This window comes from Bacillus sp. FSL H8-0534 (genome assembly GCF_038005885.1).
Lineage (GTDB): Bacteria > Bacillota > Bacilli > Bacillales > Bacillaceae_G > Bacillus_A > Bacillus_A pseudomycoides.
On the sequence record NZ_JBBOUC010000001.1, the window covers coordinates 4,534,429 to 4,559,294 of the forward strand.

Sequence of the window (24,866 nt, forward strand, 5' to 3'; positions counted from 1 at the left end):
TTGTGGATTTTGTATACGCGTTCATCGTTGGGGGAGCTATCTGTGTAGTAGGACAGCTTTTATTGGATTTTGCTAAATTAACTCCTGCACATTTGATGGCAACTTTTGTAGTAATTGGAGCGGTTTTAGATAGCTTTGGACTATATGATAAGCTCATAAAATTTGCAGGTGCTGGAGCAACTGTTCCGATAACGAGCTTTGGACATTCCCTTTTGCATGGAGCACTAGAGGCGGCTGAAAAACATGGTTACTTAGGAATTGGAATTGGTATGTTTAGTTTGACTTCTTCAGGTATTTCAGCATCGATATTATTTGCATTTTTTGTAGCACTTATATGTAAACCGAAAGGATAAATCAAATGAGACGAAGGGTTATTTTGGTGACAGATGGAGATGAATATGCAAAGCGAGCAATTGAGCTGTTAACAAAGGAGTTTGGCGGAAGGTGTATTTCAGCATCGCAAAGTAATCCGACGAAATTGACAGGGAAAAAGATTGTGGAGCTAATTATGCAAACGCCATATGACCCTGTATTTGTCATGTTTGATGATAGTGGATTTATAGGAGAAGGTTCAGGTGAAAAAGCGTTAAAATATGTGGCAATGCATAAACAAATTGATGTTCTTGGCATTTTAGCTGTTGCATCTAATACACATCATTGGGAGTGGGCGCGTGTAGATGTCAGCGTAGATCGAGAAGGCAGATTAACAGAATACGGTGTTGATAAATTTGGACTTCCTGATGGTGAAATTGGGAGAATTAATGGGGATACGATTTATTGTTTAGATGCATTAAATGTGCCTGTAATTGTTGGAATTGGTGATATAGGGAAAATGTGTGGAAATGATGAGTGGGAGCGAGGATCACCAATTACCAAAAAAGCAATTCAATTAATTTTAGAAAGAAGTGGGTTTTATGACGAAACAGAAGAAAGTTAATATTCCGATTTCTTCCTTCTTGAGTGATAATGAAAATTATTTAAAACAAACAGTTGGGCTTGGCGTCACATTTGATGTCGGGATTCGTAAGTTTCAAATTCTTGATAAAGAAATCGGTGTATTATTTGTAAATGGATTGTGTGATACAAATTACCTCATTCACATTTTGGAAGAAGCAGTAGATACAAATGAAATAAGAGATGTTGAAGAAGATACAGTTAAGCTTTTAGAAAATCGCCTTATCCATCAACAAGTAAGTAAAGTAAAAACGATGGATGAGGTAATGCTACAAGTATTATCGGGACTTGTTATTATCTTTGTGGAAGGTGAAACAGAGGCCTTTGCAATCGATGTTCGTAGTTATCCAGGACGAACACCAACAGAACCAGATACAGAAAAAGTAGTGCGCGGGGCAAGAGATGGTTTTGTAGAAAATATCATTGTAAATACAGGACTAATAAGAAGGCGTATTCGCGATCCGCGCCTTCGAAACGAAATTATCCGGGTTGGGGATCGGTCACAAACGGATATTTGTATTACCTATGTTCAGGACGTTGCGAATCCAGATTTGGTAAAAATCATTAAGCAAGAACTAGAAAGTATTGAAGTAGATGGAATTACAATGGCTGACAAAACGATTGAAGAATTTTTAGTGAAGCAGGGTTATAACCCTTTCCCTCTTATTCGTTATACAGAAAGACCAGATGTAGCGGCAAATCATTTATTAGAAGGGCATGTATTAATTATTGTTGATACATCTCCAAGTGTAATGATTACACCAACAACTTATTTTCATCATGTGCAGCACGCAGAAGAGTTTAGACAAAACCCGGCAGTGGGTACATTTTTACGATGGGTTCGTTTTGTAGGTATTATATTTTCTGTGTTTTTATTGCCGTTTTGGCTCGTTTTTGTGTTCGATCCAACGTTGTTACCAGAGAAACTTGCTTTCATTGGACCAAATAAAATGACCCATCTCCCTATTATATTACAAATAATTATGGCCGATATTGGACTTGAGTTTTTGCGAATGGCATCGATTCATACACCAACTCCCTTATCATCAGCTACCGGATTAATTTCAGCGATTTTAATTGGGCAAATTGCAATTGACGTTGGGTTATTTGTTCCAGAAGTTATTTTATATACAGCGGTTTCAATGATTGGAATATATGCAACACCAAGTTATGAATTAGGACTTGGAAACAAACTTGGAAAATTATTTGTCATTATTTTAACTGGTTTGTTCCATGAGATAGGATTTATAATTGGCATGACGATGTTAATTTTATTTTTAACGTCTATCAAAAGTTTACAAACACCATATTTATGGCCGTTTTTGCCATTTGACTGGGGGGCATTAAAAACAATATTATTACGCCCGGCCATGTCTAGTTTAAAAGTACGCCCAAGCATTGTACATCCACAAAATATACGTAGACAAAAATAAGCAGGAATCAATCTTCCTGCTTATTTTTTATTAGAAATTTAACGTATTTTAACAAAATCACAACATTTTTTTCGTACACTTAGAGTAGACATTGTGTATGAAAGGGGAAGAGGGCATGATTAAATTATTTGTAAGTGATTTAGATGATACACTTTTTTATAATGTAAGCAATATTCATAAGGAAGATGAAAAAGCACTTTGTTGGTTAGCGGAAAAAGGGACAAATATTTGCTTTGCTTCTGGTCGTTTTACGCATCGAATTCATGATGCAGTTAGGCAATTCTCATTTCCATATTACACGACAGGATTAAATGGTGCTACGATGCTATTACCAAACGGACAAATATTCCATGAATCGAAATTCAATGATGGAGTTGCCCAGGAAATATATCAATATATACATGAAAAAAGGCTAGCTGATATTGTGTGTGCAAAAGAGCAGAGATATACGAAAAAGAAAAATGAACATCATTATGTTTTTGAAGAATATATGGGTGTGCATATTGCTGAAATAGAAACATTAGAGGAGGAATTTGGTAAAACAATCCATCCTGCAAAGTTGTTTGTGTATGGAGAAGCAGAAAAGATTGTGACATTGGATCAAGAGCTAAGAGACACTTTTCATGAGCACGCTGAAATTTTTATTTCTGGAAAAGGATATGTAGATATTATGCCAATGGGGGTTAGTAAAGGAAGTGCTTTAAAACGTTTGATGGAGCATTTGAAAATTGAAGCGCATGAAGTAGCATGTATTGGTGATTCTTTTAATGACATTTCTATGTTTGAAGTAACACCGCATTCTTTTACTCTTCATCATGCACATCCATATGTGAAGGAAAAGGCATGTCATGTTGTTCGTTCTGTAGAGGAAGCGATTATGAAATTACCGTTGCTTATATAATAGATAAATTCATTTTGATTTTTCACATATAAGCTGCTATGAAAAACAAAAGGTGACATGCACTCGTTTTCTCTCTTTGTTTTCACTTGGTATGGGGCAGGAAGAGGATCTGACCGCTTCTATGCACGGCCAGATGCTCTCTTCCACCTAAAAAGAAAGATTTTATGTCGGTTTTTTAATTTGGATTTATATAATAAAAAGCTCGTCAATGACGAGCTTTTTATTACTTAAATAATGATTTAATAAAATCAATGATACTAGAGAAGAAATCTTTTACTTTATCTAGGAAGCCTTGTCCTTCTTCAGATCCTAAAAATGCTGAAACATGTTCTTTCGCTTTATTTAATTGGCTACCAACTTGGTTCCAGTCAATATTTAAATTTTTCATTTTATCAAATAATGAAACTAAGCTATCTAATTGCTCATCTGTTAGTGTAATACCAAGTTGATCAGCAATTTTTTTAATTAGCGCACGTAAATCTTCTGTTGTTTTTGGCTGTTCTTTAGCAATTTCTTCTTTTACTTTCGCAACAAGTTGAACAGCTTTTTCGTCACCAATTTTGTCACCAAGTTTCGCTGTTTGTACCATTTCTTCGTTGGCTACTTTTTTTACTTCTTCAGGAATTTCTTTTTTCGATGTTGTTTCGTAAGCCTTCATTAATCCTGTTAAAGCAGCTGTTCCTGATACTTTAAATGGTGCCGTGATTTGGATCTCTGCATCTTTAACACCTGCTGTGATGAGTGCGTTTGTATACATTGCATCTGTTACCCAATTAATGTTTTTCGCTCGCACAATAAGACCTGATCCTGGTTTTGTATACGTAATTATAGAAGAGGAAATAGCTCTCGTACCAATTTGTGCTTTTGGAACAATACCCTCTAAAAATTTATGTTCTTCCGCATTAGATACAGTAATAATTTGCGCATCTTTTGGCGCTTTCATTTCTTTTAAAAGATCTTGTTTTTGTTGTTCAGATAAATTTTCTCCTAATGTAACGATTGATTCTCCCTCAATCACGTCTGCAAATGAAGCTGTTGGGATCATAAACACCGTAACAGCTAGTAGCAAAGCTAATAGTTTCGTTTTCACGAAAAATCGCTCCCTTTCTCTTTCTGAAATTTGCGGGCAACACAGTAATTATAGTATATTTTTAAAATTTGTCATCCGTCTTCTTGCTGATTTTAAAAAAGAAGTATACAGATTGTCGGATTCTTTTTGTTTCTGAGCACGAATATGGTAATATAGTGCTGAGATAGTTGAAAGGAGACATATACGTATGAAAACTTTAGGATACATATTAATGGAGAATGGTGAAAAAATTGAATTAGAATTTTTCTCAGAAGAAGCACCGAAAACAGTTGAAAATTTCAAAAAATTAGCAGATCAAGGGTTCTATAATGGTGTTACATTCCACCGCGTTATTCCTGGTTTCGTAAGCCAAGGTGGAGACCCAACAGGAACAGGTGCAGGCGGTCCTGGTTACTCTATTCCATGTGAAACTGAAGGGAATCCGCATAGACATGTAGTTGGATCACTTTCTATGGCACATGCTGGCCGTAATACAGGTGGTAGCCAATTCTTCATCGTTCATGAGCCACAACCACATTTAGATGGTGTACATACTGTATTTGGTAAAGCGACAAGCGGTATTGAAACAGTATTAAACATGCGTCAAGGCGATGTAATGAAAGAAGTTAAAGTTTGGGAAGAATAAATTGAAGAGAGCAAAGTGCTCTCTTTTTATTTTTTTACTGTTAAATAATCATCATTCAAAAGCTTTATATGATATTAAGAGAAGATTGAAAACATGTAAGTATAAAATTTTGCTTTGTTCCATATTTGTAGTGGCAATCGGAGAAAAAATTTAAATTAAGAAAAGTTGTAATCTATAAACAGGAATTTGTGGGCAATATGCAGTAAATGATAAGAGAGAGTAAATGATAAAGTTATTATAGCTAACTAAATTGTTAGCGATAGAACTATTTTTGTAAAAATACATAGGATACAGTAAAGTTTTATTTCGTTATTCGTGGTTTATAAGTTTTGTAGTTCAATGCGTTATGCGAGAAGCTAAAAAGTTAGATGGAGTTTATTCATTAGCTTGAGAAAAGTAAATTCTCAATGAGAGAATTTCTTTTATTACTATACATTTGACTTTCCTACATTCTCTTTGTATGATTATCAAGTTGTTTTGGCAGCCCTTCTCACTATAGTGAAAATATTGTAAAATGGAGATGATATAGCAATAGTGGTAGAGGGGATACATGGTTTGTAACTTTTGTAAGAAGGGATAAGGTTTATGTTAATTCGTTTTAAAAAAAGTTATGAAAAGATTGCAATGGGGCTTCTTTCGTTTATGCCGACTGAAAAAGATGTTAAAATTTTACAATTGACAATGAAAGAATATGATAAAAATGATAGTTGGCAACTATATTTGTGGAAACAAAATGATGATTTTGTTGGGATAGTTGGAGTTATCAACGAAGAAAATGTATTACAGATTCAACATCTTAGTGTGAATCCATCTCATCGTCACATGGGGATTGGTACAAAGATGGTACAAGAATTAAAAAATAAGTTTCAAGGTATTACAATTTGTGGAAACGAACAAACAGCTAGTTTTTTTGAAAAGTGTAAGGGAATTGAACAAAATATACATTCATAAAAGCAGAGATGGAATTTGTGTCATCTCTGCTTTCTTTTTTTTAGTTGCTCGTTTCGTTCGGCAATTACATCATTTCTGTCACGCAATTTGTGTTTATGGATAATGTATTCAGTAGGTAGTGAATGAGCATCTTTCCAAGGAATCATTTTTTCTGTACATAATTGTAAGCATGTGTTTTCTAAAGAGGAATCTGAAAAAGGAAAAAATATAGGTGCAAAAGGTTCTTTTGATTGAATGGACTGTAATTGTTTTTGTAATATAGTTAAAAGTTTTGGGTAATCAAGACCTAATCTGTGTACTTGTATACTTTCTTTTTTTAAAATAGCAATGGCGCTTTTCATCATTCGCATTGAACCATTCCAATTTGAGCGTCTGTGATGGTATAAAGCAACTGCTATTTGAATAAAACCAACCCAGTAGTTTTCTCGCTCTCCTCGTGGTTTCAATTTCCAATATTCTTCTAGTACTTCGTGACATTCAAAGTAATCATAATCTCCATGAAAATGAATTAAAAATTGTATGTATGCTGTAGGATACATCCTTTTCGCTCCTGTCTAAACGGTCTTACGTACAGTTTATCATAAAGTGAAACTATGATGTGATCAATGGAGTTTTCTTTATCTACACTGATTATCAGCCCTCACCAATCGGGCTTTTACGGGCAACCCGCCCCATACCTCACTTCTTTACTTTTGCTGAATTTTAAGGTGAGATCTTACTGCACGCGAATAACGGGATAAATAATAAACGACTAGAGAATCTCTAGCCGTTTATTATATTCTGCATTAGCAGAAGCAAGCCGCGCCTACAATGATTAATAAGATAAAGAGCACAACAAGTAAAGCGAAACCGCCGTTAAAACCACAATCAATATGGCCCATAGTTTTTTTACCTCCTACATTGAACTTACTACACTTTTATCATATGAAGAGGTGGGCATTGTTGCATGGGCAGGTGTCTATTTTCAACTAAATTTCTGAAAAAGGTTGGATAGAACATAAGTATGCTCTATACTTATGTTGTTATAGAAAAAATGTGGTGGGATGCTTTGTGCAATATAATTTTAAAGTAGAGGCTTTTGAAGGGCCTTTAGATCTATTGTTACATTTAATTCATCGCTATGAAATTGATATATATAATATTCCTGTAGCGGAAATTACAGAGCAGTATTTATCTTATATTCATACGATGAAAGACTTGCAACTGGATGTTGCAAGTGAGTATTTGGTGATGGCTGCAACGCTATTGCAAATTAAAAGTAAAATGCTGTTACCGAAACAAGAGGAAGATGTACCTGATAATGGTGAAGACTTTATAGATGATCCCCGTCAAGAGTTGATGGAGCGGTTAATTGAATATAAAAAATATAAGCAAGTTGCTGCTGAATTAAAAGAGAGAGAACAAGAAAGAGCACAACTTTATACACGTTCACCAATCGATTTTACATCATTTCAGCAAGAAGAGGAGACAAGTTTACCTCTCGATATAACACTGTATGATATGTTAGCAGCATTTCAAAAACTTATGCGTCGTAAAAAATCAAAACGTCCAGTAACAACGCGAATTGCTCGTCAAGAAATACCGATTGAACAACGTATGAGTGATATTTTACAGCAATTAGAAACAGCGGAAGGACGCCAAAGTTTTTATGATTTATTCGTTGATGAAGAGCGCGAAGTAATGGTTGTAACGTTTTTAGCCATACTCGAACTTATGAAAAACCAACAAATTATTATTGAGCAAGAACACAATTTTGATGAAATCTTTTTGACTCGCTCTAAAGTTTAGTAAAACTCCCATTTCAAAATTGTGAGGAAAACTAGCAGTAAGTATTTGATTAGTCAAAACGAATGATCAGTGGAAATAATCCCCGCTGATCATGGTTTCGCATAAATTTGTTTGGAACGATAAAAGGAATGTTGGACCGGTCGCAATATACTGTGATTCGGTTTTTATTGTGGATATTTTTGTATGGAAAGATATGAGAAAGGAGATTGTATGTTGGATAGAAAAGAACAGATGGCAATTGTTGAGGGGCTTTTATTTGTTGCGGGTGATGAAGGAGTTTATCCGGAACAAATTGCAAAAGTACTTGAAATTGAAGTGAAAGATGTAATTCAGATTATCGAGGAAATGCAAAGGGAATGTGAAGGTGTACAGCGAGGGTTGCAAATTGTACAATTTGCAAAAGTGTATCGCTTTGCCACAAAAAAAGAACATGCGCCTTATTATCAAAAATTAATGGATACACCAACAGCAGCGTCTCTTTCCCAGGCTGCTCTTGAAACATTGGCGATTGTTGCTTATCGCCAGCCAATTACAAGAACGGAAATGGAAGAAATTCGTGGTGTGAAAACAGATCGAGCACTGCAAACATTGGTATCGCACTTACTTATAAAAGAAACGGGCCGGGCAGAAGGACCAGGGCGCCCTATTTTATATGGTACTACGAAAGAGTTCTTAGATACGTTTGGACTGCAAACATTAGATGATTTACCAACCCTTTCTGAAGAAAATGAACAAATGAATGAAGCTGACTTATTCTTTGGATCCTTGCAGGAATTGTCAAAATCGTAGCTTAGCGCATTGCTAAGCTTTTTTGTATATGAAATACGACTCGTGCCATACTAAATGAAAAAAGGAGACGAATTATGAAAGTTGTACGGATTATTCTATTGCTAGTTTCTGTTTTAATATGTTTTTCATTAAACAGCACATCTGTCAAAAGATATATGACGTCTGTTCATACTGTGTCCTCTTTTTCCAAGCAACGTCCACATTTAGGAAGAATGAAAGTGAGTTTTTTTAAGGTAGGACAAGGTGATGCCACACTTATTATTTTACCTAATGGTCAAACAATGTTAATCGATGGAGGACCTTATGAGGCTGGAGAGGTAATTATTCAGAAATTAATTGAAAAAGGAATTAACCATTTAGATGTTGTGGTAGGGACGCATCCAGATATGGATCATATAGGAGGGCTTATACCGATTATAGAACAAATGCCAGTTTCACTTGTATTAGATAGCGGCAAAACCTATAGTTCTTTTACATATCATACGTATAGGAACGATATTAAAAAGAGGGGAATTCCATTTGTTCGTGTAAAACAAGGACAGCATATACCGTTAGATCCCCAAGTTTCAATTCAAGTATTAAATAATGGGAAGTCAAAGGATGAAAATAATGAATCATCAATTGTTTTAAAAGTTCGATATGGTAAAGCTGATTTTTTGCTAATGGGAGATGCGGATATACAAACTGAAAAGAAAATAATAAAGCAATATGATGTACATGCTGATGTTTTAAAGGTAGGTCACCACGGTTCATATACGTCAACTAGTGAACAATTTTTAGAGGAGGCAAACCCTCAATTTGCTATTCTTTCTTATGATAAAAAAAATCCATATGGGCATCCACATCAAAGTGTAGTAAACAGGTTAAAGAGATATGGTGTCATGACATATACAACGGATAAACGAACGGTAGAAATTGAAACGGATGGAGACCATATTGCAATATGGTCAAATACGCCGCTTCCATTGTTAAAGTAAAGAAGTAGTTAAAACTGTATAATAGAATGCTAAGTAGGAAAATGGAAACAAGGAATTGGTATTCGTTTTCATAAAAGATGCATTGTCTCCTTTTGGAAAAAAAGAATAATATATATTATAATTAAAGAAGATAAATTTCCTTTTTTACTAAGAGAAAAGGAAATTTCATTTGAATGTATAGACAACTACTCGTGTATATATTAAGATGGGGTTAGGCAAATAGGTAATAATAACAAGTAGGTATTCCATGGGAAAGGATCGATGAAAATGAAAACGCAAGTTGTCATCAATGCCAAAATTTATACAGGTCACGAAGTAATGGGAAGTGGATTTATTCGTTACGCAGAAAAAATTGAAGAAATTGGTTTGATGGCTCAATATGTATCACAAGAAAATGAAACGGTTTTTGACGCAGAAGGAAAAATTGTGATTCCAGGTATGATCGATGTTCATATTCATGGTGGATACGATATTGATGCGATGGATGCGAATAGCGATGGGTTAGTAACTCTTGGTAAAGAAATGTTAAAAGAAGGGGTTACAACTTATTTCCCAACAACAATGACGCAAGCTCCAGAAGCAATTGAAGCGGCTTTAAGTGCTGCAAAAGAAGCGAAAGAAAAAGGAGCGCATTTTGAATATATTCATTTAGAAGGACCATATGTTTCAAAAAAACGTGCAGGGGCGCAACCTCTTGAACATATCGTTCCGGCGAATATTGAACAATTTAAACAATGGCAAGAAGCAAGTGGCAATCTAATTAAATTAGTAACGTATGCACCAGAAGAAGAAGGCGCAGTAGAATTTGAAAAGTATCTTGCTGAAACGAGTGTTGTTGGTACAATGGGCCATACAGATGCAGTTGATGCACAATTGAAAAGTAGAAACATTACACATGCTACACACTTATACAATCAAATGCGCGGTTTACATCACCGTGAACCAGGTGTTGTCGGTCACGTGTTATTGAACCCAAATGTAATGGTTGAAGTGATTACAGATGGTATTCACATTCACCCAGATATGGTGAAATTAGCATATAAATTAAAAGGTCCTAAAAAAGTAAGTGTCATTACTGATGCGATGCGTGCAAAAGGTTTAGAAGATGGATTGTATGAGCTTGGTGGACAGCCTGTACATGTGAAAGACGGCAGCGCTCGTTTAGAAGACGGAACGTTAGCGGGTAGTATCTTGAAAATGGACCAAGCATTCCGAAATGTAATTGAATTTACAGGATGCTCGATTGAGGACGCTGTACTTATGACATCAGTTAACCAAGCAGAAGAGTTTGGATTAACGAATAAAGGGGCATTAACAGTAGGAAAAGATGCGGACTTTGTTGTCATGACGGAAGATCTACATGTATATGATACGGTTCGATTAGGAATTCATATGAAGGAAGGGAAGTAAATAGATGAATATTCTTGTTGTAAAAACGCCAGAAGAATTAGCAGAAGCAGGTTGTAAATTAATTGAAGAAGTTGTAAAATCAAAGGAAAATCCAACGTTAGGAATGGCTACAGGAAGCTCTCCACTTGGTATTTATGCAGAAATGCGAAAAAATAAACTTGATACAAGCCGTGTAACCACTGTAAACTTAGATGAGTACGTAAATTTACCACACGAAGATAAAAACAGCTATCATTATTTTATGCAAGAACAGTTGTTTAATCATCTTCCCTTTAAAGAAACTTATGTACCAAACGGGATGGCAAGTGATTTAGAAGAAGAGTGCAAGCGTTATGAAGGCATTCTAGCAGCTAACCCAGTTGATCTACAGATTCTTGGAATCGGTGAAAACGGTCACATCGGATTTAACGAACCAGGAACATCTTTTGATTCTCCAACTAACATTGTTGAATTAACAGAGTCTACACGCCAAGCAAACCTTCGTTTCTTTGAAAAAGAAGAAGATGTACCAACTCATGCAATTACAATGGGGATTGGAAGCATCATGAAAGCGAAACAAATTCTACTTGTTGCTATGGGACCGAAAAAAGCAGAAGCAATCAGAGAATTATTGCAAGGTGAGTATAGCGAAGCGTGTCCTGCTACAGTGCTGCAACGTCATCCGAATGTAACCGTAATCGCAGATCCAGAAGCTCTATCTTTATGCAGTGAGGCGATTGCTGATGAACATCGACAAGTATTCACCATTTCCGATCTATTATCAGATTCAAGAGTGGGTGAAACAGCTAATTGAGGACGGTGAATGGACGCCGGGAGATAAAATTCCATCTGAGAATGAACTTTGTGATAAGTTCGAAGTAAGTCGCATGACGATCAGACAGGCAATTAATAATTTAGTGGAACAAGGGTATTTATATCGAAAGCGTGGAATTGGAACGTTTGTTCAGCTTCCAAAAGTGGAGCAAAAACTGCAAGGGATGACGGGATTTACAGAGGATATGCTTTCCCGTGGTATGAAACCGAGCAGTCAGTTATTAAGCTTCCGCCTAGTTTCAGCTACTGCTAAAATAGCAGACCGGCTTAGAATTCAAGAGGGGGAATCGGTGTATGAAGTGAGGCGTATCCGCTTAGCCGATGACGAACCGATTGCTTTTGAGACGACATATTTGTCGCCAACTCTTGTAAAAGATATTAACGAAGAAATTTTGCAACAATCTTTATACGAACATTTAGAGAAAAAGTTAGGCTTTAAACTTGTTCGTGCTACCCAAGCAATTGAAGCTTCAATTGCAACGGATGATGAAGCGGAACATCTGCATATACCTAAAAAAGCACCTGTGCTTGTAATGAGACAATGGTCATATGCAGAAGGTGAATTACCGTTAGAATATGTGAAATGTATTTATCGTGGTGATCGTTATAAGTTCATTACGAGTATTTCACGAAACAAGTAGTGTATTTTATTTTGTGAAATACATTAAACTTTCAATTCATTGGGTATGTAGAGAAACAAAAATACGACTCATCCTTACAGGGAATGAGTCGTATTTTTGTTTTGTTTTGAGTTGTAAGTTACCACGTGTTCTACAGCGTCTTTTACAGAGTCTACGACATAATGTGCATGTTCTTTCACTGCATCGTCAGCTTGTGACATGGCAAAGCTATGAGATGTTAAATTGAACATAGGAATATCATTGTAAGAATCACCGATACAAGCAATTTCTTCAGGTTCTATTTGGAACTCTTGTAATAAAATAGAGATTGCTGATCCTTTGCTAATATTTGGTGGCATGACATCTAAGCATTGTTCAGCGGAGATAAAGGTACTGACTTTGCCGCTAAATTTCTCATTGATTTTTTTCTGAAGTACTTGTAAGTCTTCTTTTGTGCCTCCAACAGAAATTTTATTAGGAAAAATTGTATCATCAATTTTTTGTAATAAGTTTGGTTCTTCAACAGAAGTCATTGTAACTTGTTTCTCAAGTTCATGAATAAATGGTGTTTTTTCCTCAATGTAATAATTATATTCATCACTTACATAACGAAAATACGGTTCTTCTTTCGTCATCGCTAACAAATCTGGCAAAATGCTCGAATCAAATGTTGCAGACAATAATTGTTTATTCTCATGGGTATATACGAATACACCATTTACGCTAATGCGATGGAAGGTGGTACCAACCTCTTTCATTAAACCAGCGATTTCATTATCAAGCCTACCGGAGGCGAAACAAAGAATCACATTTTGTTCTGCAAGATTGCGAAGAGCTGTAACATCTTGCTCATCAATCATGCCGCCATGTTGCATCATTGTGCCGTCAATATCGCTTACAAACATTTTAATCATGTTGCATTCTCCTTTCTATGTACATTTGCTCTTACATTATACGCATCTCGTGCAATCATGTCTAAAAAATGAATTTTTCTAAAATGGTAGATGTTTTGCATTGACGAAAAAGAAGGATGTTCTGTAACATAAAAGTAGGCTATTTAAGTACGAGGGTGGTGTTATATGAATAGTTATCTAGAAATTAAAAAAGTTTTAAATAATAATGTAATCATTGCGAGTCATCAGGAACACGAGGAAGTAGTAGTGATTGGCAAGGGAATTGGATTTGGAAAGAAAACGAAAGATGTATTAAAGGCGGAGCAAATTGAAAAAATGTTTGTTTTAAAAAATGAACGTGACCGTGAACAATATAAGCTTTTAGTGCCACATGTGAGCGAAAAGTTAATTGAACTGATGAACGATATTATGATGTATATTCAAGAAAAGGCGCAGTCACCATTAAACGAGCATATTCATATTGCCTTAACCGATCATATTTCTTTTGCAATTAAAAGACTGAAACAGGGCTTTACAATAGATAATCCTTTTTTAGTTGAAACAAAAATGCTGTATCCAGAAGAGTACAAAATTGCTGAAGGAGTTGTACAACTTTTAAATTCCCGTTTGCAAATTACATTGCCAGAAGGGGAAATTGGCTTTATTGCACTTCATATTTATAGTTCACTCACAAATTCTGATGTATCTGCTGTTAATCAAAACTCCCGTCTTATTGCAAAGCTTGTTTCATTAATTGAAACAAATCTACACCTTACATTAGATCCAGAAAGTATTCATTATTTACGCCTTATTCGTCATTTACAATATGCAATTGAACGAGTGAAAAAGGGAGAGAAGGTAGAAGAAGCACAAGGGTTTGCTGAGTTATTAAAAGCAGAGTATCCAGTTTGTTATAATCTAGCTTGGAAGCTTGTGAAGGTGATGCAGAAAGAATTACAGCTCCCTGTATATGAAGCGGAGAGTATTTATTTAACGATGCATTTGCAAAGATTAGTAAAAGCAGAACATGTGTAAAAGACATATATTTTTGTCTAAAATGAAAACGTTAAAAAAAATGATTGAATCGCTTACAATTGTTTTGTATAATAAGTCATGCAAAGTTATACAAAATTCGACAAACAAGTTAAGGCAAACAACGAAAACGTTTGCTCTAAAGTAGTGAACTTATACGTAAACCTATTTTTGACACGTGTTACTGATTCGATCAGGCATGAGTGGAGAAAAGTCAGGAATGTAAGCTAGAGAAAGGGACATACTACCCTTTGTATAGCTATCGTTCTATCTTTTTTTCCTCATGCCTTTTTGGCGTTTGTCGAAAAGCACAATATAGATAAGAGAGGAAGGGTTTTCATGTTTAAGAATATCTTTGGTGTTCTTCAAAAAGTCGGAAAAGCGCTTATGCTTCCAGTAGCAATTTTACCGGCTGCAGGTATTTTACTTGGATTTGGTAATGCATTTCAAAATCCACAGTTAACAAATCTAGTTCCTGCTTTAAAGGCAGATTGGTTTGTTCTAGTTGCAAAAATTATGGAACAATCTGGTGATATTATTTTCGCAAACCTTGCATTATTATTCGCAGTAGGGGTTGCCATCGGATTAGCAGGTGGAGACGGAGTAGCTGGGTTAGCAGCCTTCGTTGGATACTTAATTATGAACAAAACGATGAGCGTATTCTTAGGAGTAGAAAAATTTGTTACAATTGTAAGTGACAAAGTTCCAGTTAAAACTGGTTTTACAGATCAAGCGTATGCAAATGTATTAGGTATTCCGACACTTCAAACGGGAGTGTTTGGGGGTATTCTTGTCGGGATATTAGCAGCATATTGCTATAATAAATACTTCAATATTGAATTACCATCATACTTAGGATTCTTTGCAGGTAAGCGTTTCGTACCGATCGCAACAGCAACATTCTCTTTACTTTTAGGGATTGTAATGTGCTTTATTTGGCCGACAATTCAAGGCGGTTTGAATGCATTCTCACATCAAATGATCGATGCGAATAAAACGTTAGCGGCATTTGTGTTTGGTTTAATTGAGCGTTCTTTAATTCCATTTGGATTACATCATATTTTCTATGCACCATTCTGGTTTGAGTTTGGTCAATATACAAGTGCGGCGGGTGACATTATACACGGTGACCAAAAGATCTTTATGGCACAATTAAAAGATGGTGTTGAGTTAACAGCTGGTACATTTACAACAGGTAAATATCCGTTCATGATGTTCGGTCTTCCAGCAGCAGCTTTAGCAATGTATCATGAAGCACGTCCAGAAAATAAAAAATTAGCAGCTGGTATTTTAGGATCTGCTGCGTTAACATCTTTCCTAACAGGTATTACAGAACCACTTGAATTTTCATTCTTATTCGTAGCACCAGTATTGTTCGGAATACATGCTATATTTGCTGGTTTATCGTTTATGACAATGCACATTTTAGGTGTTAAAATTGGGATGACATTCTCTGGTGGTTTAATTGACTTTATGCTATTTGGTGTCTTACCAGGCCGTACAGCATGGTGGTGGGTAATTGTTGTTGGTCTTGCACTTGCAGTAATTTACTACTTCGGATTCCGCTTTGCAATCCGCAAATGGGATCTAAAAACACCTGGTCGTGAAGTAACAACAGATACTGATGGCGCAGGGAAAACAGAAGCAGGTGAACTTCCACGTGAAGTATTAGTAGCGCTTGGTGGTAAAGAGAATATTGCTTCTTTAGATGCTTGTATTACACGTTTACGTGTTCAAGTTAACGAACAAAAAAATGTAAACAAAGATCGTTTGAAAGAACTTGGGGCAGCGGGAGTGCTTGAAGTAGGAAATAACATTCAAGCTATTTTTGGACCAAAATCTGACACATTAAAATCACAAATTCATGATATTATGTCGGGTCGTACACCTCATGTTGAAAAAGAAAAACCTGTAAAAGTAGAAGAAACTGTACAAAAAGCGGATACAAATGAAACAATTGTATCTCCGATTGAAGGTAAAATTCTACCGATTACAGAAGTTCCTGATCAAGTATTTTCAGGGAAAATGATGGGGGATGGATTCGCAATTGAGCCAGCAGAAGGAACAGTCGTTTCTCCAGTTGACGGTGAGATTGTCAATGTCTTCCCAACAAAACATGCAATTGGTATTCAATCTGAAGGTGGAAAAGAAATTTTAATTCACTTCGGTATTGATACTGTAAAATTAAATGGTGAAGGTTTTGAAGCACTTGTCACGCAAGGTGATAAAGTGAAACAAGGACAACCATTATTGAAAGTAGATATCGCATTTGTAAAAGAAAATGCACCATCTATTATTACACCAATTATTTTTACGAATTTAGGGCAAGGACAACAAGTTGAATTGAAAAAAGAAGGCAATGTCAAGAAAGGCGAAGCCGATATTATTGACATTCAGTAAGAAATTGACGCAAAATGTCTATAATTATAATGGGCGATGTGGTTGACCGAACATCGCCTATTATATACAATAGATGATGTAGTACTCACGTCTATACAACCGAAAAAATACTGTATTTAAAGGAGATAGATTATTATGGAAAAAATCTTTAAAGTAACTAGCGACTCAGGGATTCATGCTCGTCCAGCAACTCTACTTGTAAACACTGCAAGCAAATTCGGTGCTGATATTAACTTAGAGTATAACGGTAAAAACGTTAACTTAAAATCAATCATGGGTGTTATGTCTTTAGGTATTCAACAAGGCGCAGAAATTAAAATCACTGCAAATGGTGATGATGCAGCTCAAGCACTAGCAGCTATCGAAGAAACTATGAAAAACGAAGGATTAGGAGAATAATGACTCTTAACATTCAAGGGATCGCTGCATCAAGTGGGATTGCTATTGCGAAGGCTTTCAGACTTGAGAATCCTGAATTTAACATTGAAAAGAAAACGATTACGAACGAAGCTGCAGAAATTGTACGCTTAGACGCTGCGCTTGAGAAAGCAAAATCTGAACTAGAAGCAATTAAAGACCATGCTTTTGCTGAGCTTGGTGCTGATAAAGCTGCTATCTTTGAAGCACATTTACTAGTATTGAATGATCCAGAACTAGTAAATCCAGTAAAAGATAAAGTAAATAATGAAAAAGTAAATGCTGAATTTGCAATGGACGAAGTTGCAACAATGTTCATTACTATGTTTGAAAACATGGATAATGAATATATGAAAGAGCGTGCAGCGGATATTCGCGACGTAACAAAACGCGTTCTTGCACATTTACTAGGAATTAACTTCTCAAATCCAAGTACGATTTCTGAAGAAGTAATTATTATTGCTGAAGATTTAACACCATCTGATACAGCACAATTAAACCGTAACTATGCAAAAGGTTTCACGACTGATATTGGTGGACGTACATCTCACTCTGCAATTATGGCTCGTTCTATGGAAATTCCAGCTGTTGTTGGTACGAAAGTTGTTATGGAGAAAATCCAAAACGGCGATATCGTAATTATCGACGGTCTAGATGGAGAAGTAATTGTAAACCCATCTGAAGAAACGCTTCGTACTTTCGAAGAAAAGAAAGCAAAATTCGAAGAACAAAAAGTTGAATGGGCGAAATTAAAAGATCAAGCAACTGTAACAAGTGATGGGCATCATGTTGAGCTTGTTGCAAACATCGGAACACCAAATGATGTACAAGGTATCATCGACAATGGTGGAGAAGGCGTTGGTTTATACCGTACAGAATTCTTATATATGGGTCGTGACAATCTTCCAACAGAAGAAGAGCAGTTCGAAGCATATAAAGCAGTTCTTGAAGGTGTAAAAGCAGATCAACCAGTTGTTGTTCGTACACTTGACATCGGTGGAGATAAAGAGCTTCCATACTTACATTTACCAAAAGAAATGAACCCATTCTTAGGTTACCGTGCGATTCGCTTATGCCTTGAAGAACAAGATGTGTTCCGTACACAACTTCGTGCATTGCTTCGTGCAAGCGTATATGGTAATTTAAAAATTATGTTCCCAATGATTGCAACTCTTGATGAATTCCGTCAAGCAAAAGCAATTTTATTAGAAGAGAAAGAAAGACTTGTTCAAGCTGGTACAACTGTTTCTGATGCTATTGAGGTAGGTATGATGGTAGAAATTCCCGCTTCTGCAGTATTAGCAGATCAGTTTGCAAAAGAAGTTGATTTCTTCTCTATCGGAACAAACGACCTAATCCAATACACAATGGCTGCAGACCGTATGAATGAACGTGTATCTTACTTATACCAACCGTATAATCCATCTATTTTACGCCTTGTAAAAATGGTTATCGATGCTGCTCATAAAGAAGGAAAATGGGCTGGTATGTGTGGTGAGATGGCAGGAGATTCACTTGCAATCCCGTTACTACTTGGATTAGGATTAGATGAATTCAGTATGAGTGCAACATCTATCCTTCCTGCAAGAACACAACTAAGCAAGTTGTCAAAAGCACAAATGGAAGAGTTAGCACAAAAAGCATTAACAATGTCAACTGCTGAAGAAGTTGTTGAATTAGTTAAAAGCATCTAATAATAAAAGAAAACCTGAGCCGATTGAAATCGGTCTCAGGTTTTTTATATACTAAATTTAGATTTGATTTTTATGATTTTGAGGATACGAAGCAGAATTAGATAGCGATTGCTATGATATCCTCTGGGCAAACACGTAAAATACCTGTGAATTTACTTGTGTTCATGTTATTTTTATCATCTTTATTATCTTTGTCATCTCCCGTATTTAAAGCGGAGAAAAGAGCAACGCCGTTAGAAAACCCTTCAAAAATAACATTTCTGAAAGTAACGTTACCTTTAATAGTTAAAAGAGAAATTTCTGTTCCGATTGCAATGTGTCTAAGGACATTACATACATGGTGTCTTTCTTTTTCTTTTTCTTTTTCTCTTTCTCTTTCTCTTTCTCTTTCTCTTTCACGATCACGATCACGATCACGATCACGATCACAGCAATGACCACGATGACATTCTCTAAAATCTTCACGACATCCAAAAGATCCAAACATAATTCTCATCACCCCCTTCACACTTATAATGTATGTAAGTTGTATATGTGGTGATTGGACCGAACGTGGAATTTTTACTGGGATATTTTCTTATTTTAAATAACTAGAGGGGTATTTGTTACTTAATGGTATTTGGATAAGGATAAATGACAGGGGGAGGGAGGTCGAAACTTTTATTATTGTTTTTTTTTCTTTATTCAAGGATCTGAAATTCACGGGTAGTTTTTCCTTATTTATCCCGCTATTTGAGGGCAGTAAGACCCCCACTGGTTATGATCATCTTTGAATCAATAAAAATCTTTAGGTGAGTCTTACTATCCACGCATAACTGGATACATAGAAAAGGATACCTTTATTTATAACGAGGTATCCTTTACACTTTTTTACTTTTATATAAAACGATTGCATATACGGGAAGAGCCAACAGTAATGGTACGATAGACTGTGAGATATGTAATCCTTCTTCTAGCTGGAGTGCTTTTTCTTTTGGGAATTGTAGCATTGTAATATTTGTGGCATCTCCAATAAAGTATAGAAGCAGTACAGTTACGGCATAGCTTAAAAATGCAATAAAGCTTCCATATGAATTCAATGAAAATCCCTCTCTTGTTATCTATTTGTTACTATTGTATCATAATTGTAACAAAAATACATCCTTTATATTTCATTGTATAACAAAATTCGACAAAATACTGTGATTTTAAAGGGGATAGAGAAATAAACTACTGTTTATATATGTTGGAATATTACAAAGAAATAACATAAAAAAACGAAGGGAGATACCCTTCGTTTTTTTATGTTATTGTGGGGCTGTTTACTTTGCCCATTCCGTTACTTGTTCGACATTCATACGTGGTGCTGGATGTCCTTTTAATGTAGATTCACCAATTGTAATTAGCATGATAGGTACATAACGAGAAGAAACATTAAATTCTTCCATTAGTGCTTGTGGGTTAAATCCACCGATTGCACAAGTGTCCCAGCCAGTTGCCTTAGCTGCAAGCATAAGTTGCATTGCGGCTAAGGATGCATTAGAGAAGGCTGCATCTCGTGGATATTGTTCACGCTTATATGCAGATTCAATATTTTGTGCCAAACGTTCTTTAGCTTCTGCTTTCATAAATCCTTGCTCTACGATAGGTCCATATACAGAATCGATGTTTTTATTTGCTTCTAGATCACCTAAAATAGCGACTACTGCAGAAGCATCAAGAATTTGTTGTTGATTATAAGCGATTGGATGTAAACGGCTTTGTACGTCTTTACCTTGGAAAACAAGAAACTTCCAATGTTGTAAGTTCCAAGCTGATGGTGCTTGACCAGCTGCTTTCAAAATTTCTTGTAATTCCTCTTTTGAAATTTCTTTTTCAGAATTGAATGCACGATTAGATGTTCGTTCATATAGAACAGTAAAGAAATCTTGCTGTGTCATAATATGCCTCCTAAGTTTTATGTGGATTTATAAAAAAATACCATATGTAACAATTTTGTACTTACATTTTGTAAGTTATCACTGTAAAAGAATATAATATCTTTATTTTAATTGTCAAGTTGTTGAGAATAGAAGAAAAAGGGGACATTCGTACAATCGCTGTCATTCATGTAGTCATACAATAAAAAGATGATTCGCAGATCAAGAAGAAATATGTAAAGTGAAGCTCCTGTCAGTGGGAGAGTTCTTTGTTCCTGCTGATGCTCAGCCCTCACCAATCGAGTTCTTTTGATAACGGCCCCTTATAGAAAAGGAAAGTGAAGAATTCAGTAGAACAGGATATATGAAGTGAGTGAAGACCAGTGGTGAACATACTACATTTTTTATTAGAGAATACGGTTTTTCAAAATGTATTACAGGATCTCCATGTAAATGTACTTTATATAGAAGAAGGATGTAATCACCAGTATACGATTGATGATATACATCCAAAATGTATGTTTATAGCAAATAGTTTTGAAGAAGGGGAAATGTTATTTGAAAAAGTGCGACCACAAATTGTGATCATTTATGTGTCGAATGGTGCACAAGTAGAGTGTATAAAACACATATATAATTCGAGGAGTTCTTTTATTGTTATCTGGGATCAGCCGGTGACTTCAAAATTTGTAGAGTTGCTTACAATAGGAGTACGAAATATTGTTATAGCTCCTGTTACACCACAGGTTGTGCTGGAAGAGGTAAACAAAAGTCTCTATCAATTATCACTATTGCAACAAGTGACTATTCAACAAGAGCTTCTTCAAATGATGTTTGATTTTCAAAATGATTTATTATTCATTGTAGAAGATGATGAGATCGTCGACTGTAATACGAACTTTTTGAGTTTTTTTGGATATGAAAATTTATTTTCATATCATGAGAATCATATGGTATTTGCGGAACATTTTATTCAAGAACATGGATATTACGCAACAAATCACGATATAACTTGGCTTGATGATTCTTTAGCGCAAGCGAGAAAAATAAAAATGTATAGTCATGAAGGCGAAGCGTTTGTTTTTTTATTACGTGCTACACCTGTACCGGAAGATTTGTCTAGGTTTATTGTTAAGTGTACAGATATTACGGAATTAGATGAATTATATCAAGAGCAAGAACAGCTTGCTGCAATTGATTCTTTAACAGAAATATACAACCGTTTGAAGTTTCAACAATTATTAGAAGAAAAATGGAAAAGTGAGAAACGAGTAAATCAAATGATGGCGCTTATTCTTTTTGATATAGACGATTTTAAAAAAGTGAACGACACATATGGACATGATTTTGGTGATTTAGCATTAATTCAGTTAGCCGAACTGATGAAATCTAAAATAGCATCCCAACATATTTTCGCGCGGTGGGGTGGAGAGAAATTTATTATATTAGTAATAAATACAACGGAAAAAGAGGCTTTCCAAGTTGCTGAATCGCTACGTTTTTTTATTGAAACGAAACAATTCTCTAGCATTTCAAAATTAACCGCAAGTTTTGGAGTTGCTTTATATGAGCAAGGAATGACAAAAGAAGAATTGATACAGCGAGCAGATATTGCTTTATATGAAGCGAAAAAAAATGGCAAAAACCAAGTACGTTTATATAGAAAAGAAAAAATGTGATTTTTTCGCAACAAAGTGTTGCGATTTTTTTCTGTTACCCGATAATAGAAAGAGGGGCCATTTATAAGAAAGTAACTGCGGAGGTTTTTGAATGATAAAAAAATTGATTATTATGGTCTTGATTTGCTTTATAGTATGTGGAAGTGTATATTACTTTTTTTATATACCCAAGAAGCAAGAAGCATTAACTTGGAAGGCAACTCCTTCTGTCGAGTCTGAGTTACAGGATAATTTAGAAGAAAAAAAGGAACCGCCAATTGATTATGCTAGTGTGGCACAAAAGTTAGATCAATATTTAAAAGATAAAGATTTTAATGGAACGGTTCTTGTCACAGATAAAGATCGTGTTGTGCTGAATAAAGGGTATGGATATGCAGATGTTCAAAGTGAAATTGAAAATACACCACAAACAAAATATCGCATTGGTTCCATTACTAAGACAGTTGTGGCAACATCGATTTTACAGTTGCAAGAGCAGGGAAAGTTAAATATTCAGGACAATGTAAATAAATATATACCTTTATTTCCAGCAGATAAAAATATCACATTATACCATCTTCTAACACATACTTCTGGTTTACCAGAGAAGGGAAAGGGAAAAGTGAATGCTGCATCACGTTTGAATTTGGTTACTTGGATTGGAATGCAGCAAGTAGCTTTTCCGCCAGGAACTGGTTGGAAATACAGTGACTATAATTATATGGTGCTTGCTTATATTATAGAAAATATATCTAAAAAGCCTTTAGGAGAATATGTAAAGGAAAATATATTTGCACGAGCGGACATGCATGAATCAGGTATGGGAAATATGGTGCCAGGAGAGCAACATTTCACGCAAGGGTACAAAAAGAAAGACAATGTACTTGTACCAGCACCAAAATTAGCAATGAACTGGCTATATGGCTGTGGTGAGATGTATACTACAGTTGGGGATATGAAGAAGTTAGATGAAGCAATTATAAATGGAAAACTTCTTTCAGAGAAAAGTATACAAGTGATGTTTACACCATCATCCGAAAAGAAATATGCATTTAGTTTCTATATATATCCCGATTATTTTCATAACCATGGTGTAGTTGCTGGGTGGAATACATTTAATAACTTTAATAAAGATAAGGGAACGTTTGTTGTTTTATTTTCAAATGTGCAAAATGGCATAAATGATGATTTTAATAAGGAATTTCGGAAGATGGTCAGCGACTTATTAGAACAAAGGGGATGAGTAGATGAAACAAGTAATTTCATCAATTGGTTTTATCGGTACAGGTGTTATGGGGAAAAGTATGGTACATCATTTATTACAAGGTGGTTATACAGTATATGTGTATAACCGTACGAAAGAAAAAGCAACTTCCTTATTAAAAGAAGGGGCACATTGGTGTGATTCACCAAAAGAATTGGTGGAGAATGTAGATGTTGTTATGACGATGGTAGGATATCCGCATGATGTAGAAGAAATCTATTTTGGAACAGAGGGAATTCTGGAACATGCAAATGAAGGGACAATTGCAATTGATTTTACAACCTCTACACCGACGTTAGCAAAACGTATATATGAAGCTGGAAAGAAAAAGAGTGTACATACGCTAGATGCTCCGGTATCAGGAGGGGATATTGGAGCAAAAGAAGGCAGACTTGCTATTATGATTGGTGGAGAGCAAGAAGTATATGAAGTATGTCTCCCTTTGTTTGAAAAACTAGGAGAGAACGTTCAGTTACAAGGGCCAGCGGGAAGTGGACAGCATACAAAGATGTGTAATCAAATTGCAATTGCATCGAATATGATAGGTGTTTGTGAAGCGGTATCGTATGCAAAGAAAGCAGGTTTAGATCCAGAGAAAGTACTACAAAGTATTTCAACTGGAGCAGCTGGTAGTTGGTCATTAAGTAATTTAGCTCCACGTATGTTAAAAGAGGACTTTGCACCAGGATTTTATGTGAAACATTTTATGAAGGATATAAAAATTGCGTTAGATGAAGCTGAAAAGTTAAAGTTACCTGTACCTGGATTAGCTCTAGCAAAAGAGCTATATGATGAATTAATAGAAGAGGGAGAAGAGGATAGTGGCACACAGGTGTTGTATAAGAAATATATAAGGGGGTAATGTGATGAATTTAGAAAAGTTTGACGGGATGATTGATGCTGTACAGCGTGCGACTTGTATGTCAATCAATGATAAGCAACAAGCAGCATTTAAACAAAAGTATGATTTTGAGCCAACATTTGAATATGGACGTGATGAAAGCGGCCATTACGTGATTCGAACATCAAAGAAGATGTTAGAAGAAATGGAATTTTATTTAGCTTTAAAGTATGATCGGGAAGGTATTGACCTTTATATGCATGCTGAAATTGATGGAGTATGTTATGTATCTGTTAGCTACGGAGAAGATGCTCTTCACTTACAAGAACTATTTCAGTTTTTGGAAGATAATAAATAAAAAGTCCTCGTTTGAGGACTTTTTATTTTGTTTAATATATTTTTTAGGAAAATTGGAAGC

27 protein-coding genes are annotated in these 24,866 nt (G+C 35.5%); 20 read left to right on the top strand and 7 right to left on the bottom strand.

Features of this window, described 5'->3' with window-relative positions; translation table 11 throughout:
- Positions 1-2 precede the first annotated feature (2 nt).
- The 4 genes from spoVAE (at position 3) to MHH71_RS23220 (ending at position 3,288) form a co-directional block, all read left to right on the top strand.
- A complete protein-coding gene (spoVAE, locus tag MHH71_RS23205; RefSeq protein ID WP_006095866.1) occupies positions 3-353 on the top strand; it encodes a stage V sporulation protein AE in 351 nt (116 codons plus the stop codon).
- 5 nt (positions 354-358) lie between these two features.
- On the top strand, positions 359-937 hold the full coding sequence (locus tag MHH71_RS23210; protein ID WP_026008598.1) for a stage V sporulation protein AE: 579 nt from the start codon (positions 359-361) through the stop codon (positions 935-937).
- Positions 915-2,387, top strand: coding sequence for a spore germination protein (locus MHH71_RS23215; RefSeq protein WP_018766088.1), 1,473 nt, complete (start codon positions 915-917; stop codon positions 2,385-2,387). Before MHH71_RS23210 ends, MHH71_RS23215 begins: the two co-directional genes overlap by 23 nt.
- A 97-nt stretch (positions 2,388-2,484) precedes the next feature.
- Positions 2,485-3,288 carry a Cof-type HAD-IIB family hydrolase gene (locus MHH71_RS23220; RefSeq protein WP_006095864.1) on the top strand — a complete coding sequence of 268 codons (804 nt, stop codon included), beginning with the start codon at positions 2,485-2,487 and terminating at the stop codon, positions 3,286-3,288.
- A 223-nt stretch (positions 3,289-3,511) separates the two neighbouring features.
- Here MHH71_RS23220 and MHH71_RS23225 read toward each other — a convergent pair whose 3' ends face one another.
- The gene (locus tag MHH71_RS23225; protein WP_006095863.1) at positions 3,512-4,378 is read right to left on the bottom strand and encodes a DUF1002 domain-containing protein; all 867 of its coding nucleotides are present in this window, start codon (positions 4,376-4,378) and stop codon (positions 3,512-3,514) included.
- 187 nt (positions 4,379-4,565) lie between these two features.
- On the opposite strand from MHH71_RS23225, the gene MHH71_RS23230 reads away from it, so the two are divergent.
- Positions 4,566-5,003, top strand: a complete 438-nt coding sequence (locus MHH71_RS23230) for a peptidylprolyl isomerase (protein WP_033799083.1) — start codon at positions 4,566-4,568, stop codon at positions 5,001-5,003.
- Positions 5,004-5,588: 585 nt separating this feature from the next.
- The gene (locus MHH71_RS23235; RefSeq protein WP_006095861.1) at positions 5,589-5,954 is read left to right on the top strand and encodes a GNAT family N-acetyltransferase; all 366 of its coding nucleotides are present in this window, start codon (positions 5,589-5,591) and stop codon (positions 5,952-5,954) included.
- A gap of 20 nt (positions 5,955-5,974) precedes the next feature.
- On the opposite strand, the gene MHH71_RS23240 is transcribed toward MHH71_RS23235, so the two are convergent.
- The gene (locus tag MHH71_RS23240) at positions 5,975-6,493 is read right to left on the bottom strand and encodes a DUF309 domain-containing protein (RefSeq protein WP_003199975.1); all 519 of its coding nucleotides are present in this window, start codon (positions 6,491-6,493) and stop codon (positions 5,975-5,977) included.
- A gap of 246 nt (positions 6,494-6,739) precedes the next feature.
- Positions 6,740-6,835: a YjcZ family sporulation protein gene (locus MHH71_RS23245; RefSeq protein ID WP_018766085.1), complete on the bottom strand. Its 96-nt coding sequence runs from the start codon at positions 6,833-6,835 to the stop codon at positions 6,740-6,742.
- Positions 6,836-7,004: 169 nt separating this feature from the next.
- Between MHH71_RS23245 and MHH71_RS23250 the strand changes: the two genes are divergently transcribed.
- The 6 genes from MHH71_RS23250 (at position 7,005) to phnF (ending at position 12,372) form a co-directional block, all read left to right on the top strand.
- Positions 7,005-7,742 (top strand): segregation/condensation protein A, encoded by a 738-nt coding sequence (locus MHH71_RS23250; RefSeq protein WP_003199977.1) that lies wholly within the window; start codon positions 7,005-7,007, stop codon positions 7,740-7,742.
- Positions 7,743-7,955: 213 nt separating this feature from the next.
- The gene (gene scpB, locus MHH71_RS23255) at positions 7,956-8,531 is read left to right on the top strand and encodes an SMC-Scp complex subunit ScpB (protein WP_018766084.1); all 576 of its coding nucleotides are present in this window, start codon (positions 7,956-7,958) and stop codon (positions 8,529-8,531) included.
- A 74-nt stretch (positions 8,532-8,605) separates the two neighbouring features.
- Positions 8,606-9,508 (top strand): ComEC/Rec2 family competence protein, encoded by a 903-nt coding sequence (locus MHH71_RS23260; protein WP_018766083.1) that lies wholly within the window; start codon positions 8,606-8,608, stop codon positions 9,506-9,508.
- A gap of 267 nt (positions 9,509-9,775) precedes the next feature.
- Positions 9,776-10,918 (top strand): N-acetylglucosamine-6-phosphate deacetylase, encoded by a 1,143-nt coding sequence (nagA, locus tag MHH71_RS23265; RefSeq protein ID WP_033797066.1) that lies wholly within the window; start codon positions 9,776-9,778, stop codon positions 10,916-10,918.
- 4 nt (positions 10,919-10,922) lie between these two features.
- Positions 10,923-11,711, top strand: coding sequence for a glucosamine-6-phosphate deaminase (gene nagB, locus MHH71_RS23270; protein WP_006095860.1), 789 nt, complete (start codon positions 10,923-10,925; stop codon positions 11,709-11,711).
- Positions 11,641-12,372 (top strand): phosphonate metabolism transcriptional regulator PhnF, encoded by a 732-nt coding sequence (phnF, locus tag MHH71_RS23275; protein WP_077293862.1) that lies wholly within the window; start codon positions 11,641-11,643, stop codon positions 12,370-12,372. Before nagB ends, phnF begins: the two co-directional genes overlap by 71 nt.
- Positions 12,373-12,446: 74 nt before the next feature.
- Here the strand turns inward: phnF and MHH71_RS23280 are convergent, their stop codons facing one another.
- Positions 12,447-13,265, bottom strand: coding sequence for a Cof-type HAD-IIB family hydrolase (locus MHH71_RS23280; protein ID WP_006095859.1), 819 nt, complete (start codon positions 13,263-13,265; stop codon positions 12,447-12,449).
- A gap of 165 nt (positions 13,266-13,430) precedes the next feature.
- On the opposite strand from MHH71_RS23280, the gene glcT reads away from it, so the two are divergent.
- The 4 genes from glcT (at position 13,431) to ptsP (ending at position 18,787) form a co-directional block, all read left to right on the top strand.
- Positions 13,431-14,279 (top strand): glucose PTS transporter transcription antiterminator GlcT, encoded by an 849-nt coding sequence (gene glcT, locus MHH71_RS23285; RefSeq protein ID WP_003199990.1) that lies wholly within the window; start codon positions 13,431-13,433, stop codon positions 14,277-14,279.
- A 336-nt stretch (positions 14,280-14,615) separates the two neighbouring features.
- A complete protein-coding gene (gene ptsG / locus MHH71_RS23290; protein ID WP_006095858.1) occupies positions 14,616-16,676 on the top strand; it encodes a glucose-specific PTS transporter subunit IIBC in 2,061 nt (686 codons plus the stop codon).
- 135 nt (positions 16,677-16,811) lie between these two features.
- Positions 16,812-17,075 carry a phosphocarrier protein HPr gene (gene ptsH, locus MHH71_RS23295; RefSeq protein ID WP_000411078.1) on the top strand — a complete coding sequence of 88 codons (264 nt, stop codon included), beginning with the start codon at positions 16,812-16,814 and terminating at the stop codon, positions 17,073-17,075.
- Entirely contained in the window at positions 17,075-18,787 is a 1,713-nt protein-coding gene (ptsP, locus tag MHH71_RS23300) for a phosphoenolpyruvate--protein phosphotransferase (RefSeq protein WP_003199999.1), read from the top strand. Before ptsH ends, ptsP begins: the two co-directional genes overlap by 1 nt.
- A 97-nt stretch (positions 18,788-18,884) precedes the next feature.
- Here ptsP and MHH71_RS23305 read toward each other — a convergent pair whose 3' ends face one another.
- The 3 genes from MHH71_RS23305 to MHH71_RS23315 form a co-directional block, all read right to left on the bottom strand.
- Positions 18,885-19,274, bottom strand: a complete 390-nt coding sequence (locus MHH71_RS23305) for a DUF3915 family protein (protein ID WP_006095857.1) — start codon at positions 19,272-19,274, stop codon at positions 18,885-18,887.
- A gap of 373 nt (positions 19,275-19,647) precedes the next feature.
- A complete protein-coding gene (locus MHH71_RS23310; protein ID WP_003200003.1) occupies positions 19,648-19,866 on the bottom strand; it encodes a hypothetical protein in 219 nt (72 codons plus the stop codon).
- Between the two features lie 222 nt (positions 19,867-20,088).
- Positions 20,089-20,706: a nitroreductase family protein gene (locus MHH71_RS23315; RefSeq protein ID WP_006095856.1), complete on the bottom strand. Its 618-nt coding sequence runs from the start codon at positions 20,704-20,706 to the stop codon at positions 20,089-20,091.
- A 365-nt stretch (positions 20,707-21,071) separates the two neighbouring features.
- Here MHH71_RS23315 and MHH71_RS23320 point away from each other — a divergent pair, with 365 nt between their 5' ends.
- The 4 genes from MHH71_RS23320 to MHH71_RS23335 all read left to right on the top strand — a co-directional run bounded on the left by MHH71_RS23320 (position 21,072) and on the right by MHH71_RS23335 (position 24,806).
- Positions 21,072-22,364 carry a GGDEF domain-containing protein gene (locus MHH71_RS23320; RefSeq protein ID WP_033799703.1) on the top strand — a complete coding sequence of 431 codons (1,293 nt, stop codon included), beginning with the start codon at positions 21,072-21,074 and terminating at the stop codon, positions 22,362-22,364.
- Positions 22,365-22,455: 91 nt separating this feature from the next.
- Positions 22,456-23,586 carry a serine hydrolase domain-containing protein gene (locus MHH71_RS23325; protein WP_006095854.1) on the top strand — a complete coding sequence of 377 codons (1,131 nt, stop codon included), beginning with the start codon at positions 22,456-22,458 and terminating at the stop codon, positions 23,584-23,586.
- Between the two features lie 4 nt (positions 23,587-23,590).
- On the top strand, positions 23,591-24,469 hold the full coding sequence (locus MHH71_RS23330; RefSeq protein WP_006095853.1) for an NAD(P)-dependent oxidoreductase: 879 nt from the start codon (positions 23,591-23,593) through the stop codon (positions 24,467-24,469).
- 4 nt (positions 24,470-24,473) lie between these two features.
- Entirely contained in the window at positions 24,474-24,806 is a 333-nt protein-coding gene (locus MHH71_RS23335) for a DUF3909 family protein (RefSeq protein WP_006095852.1), read from the top strand.
- Positions 24,807-24,866: the final 60 nt, after the last annotated feature.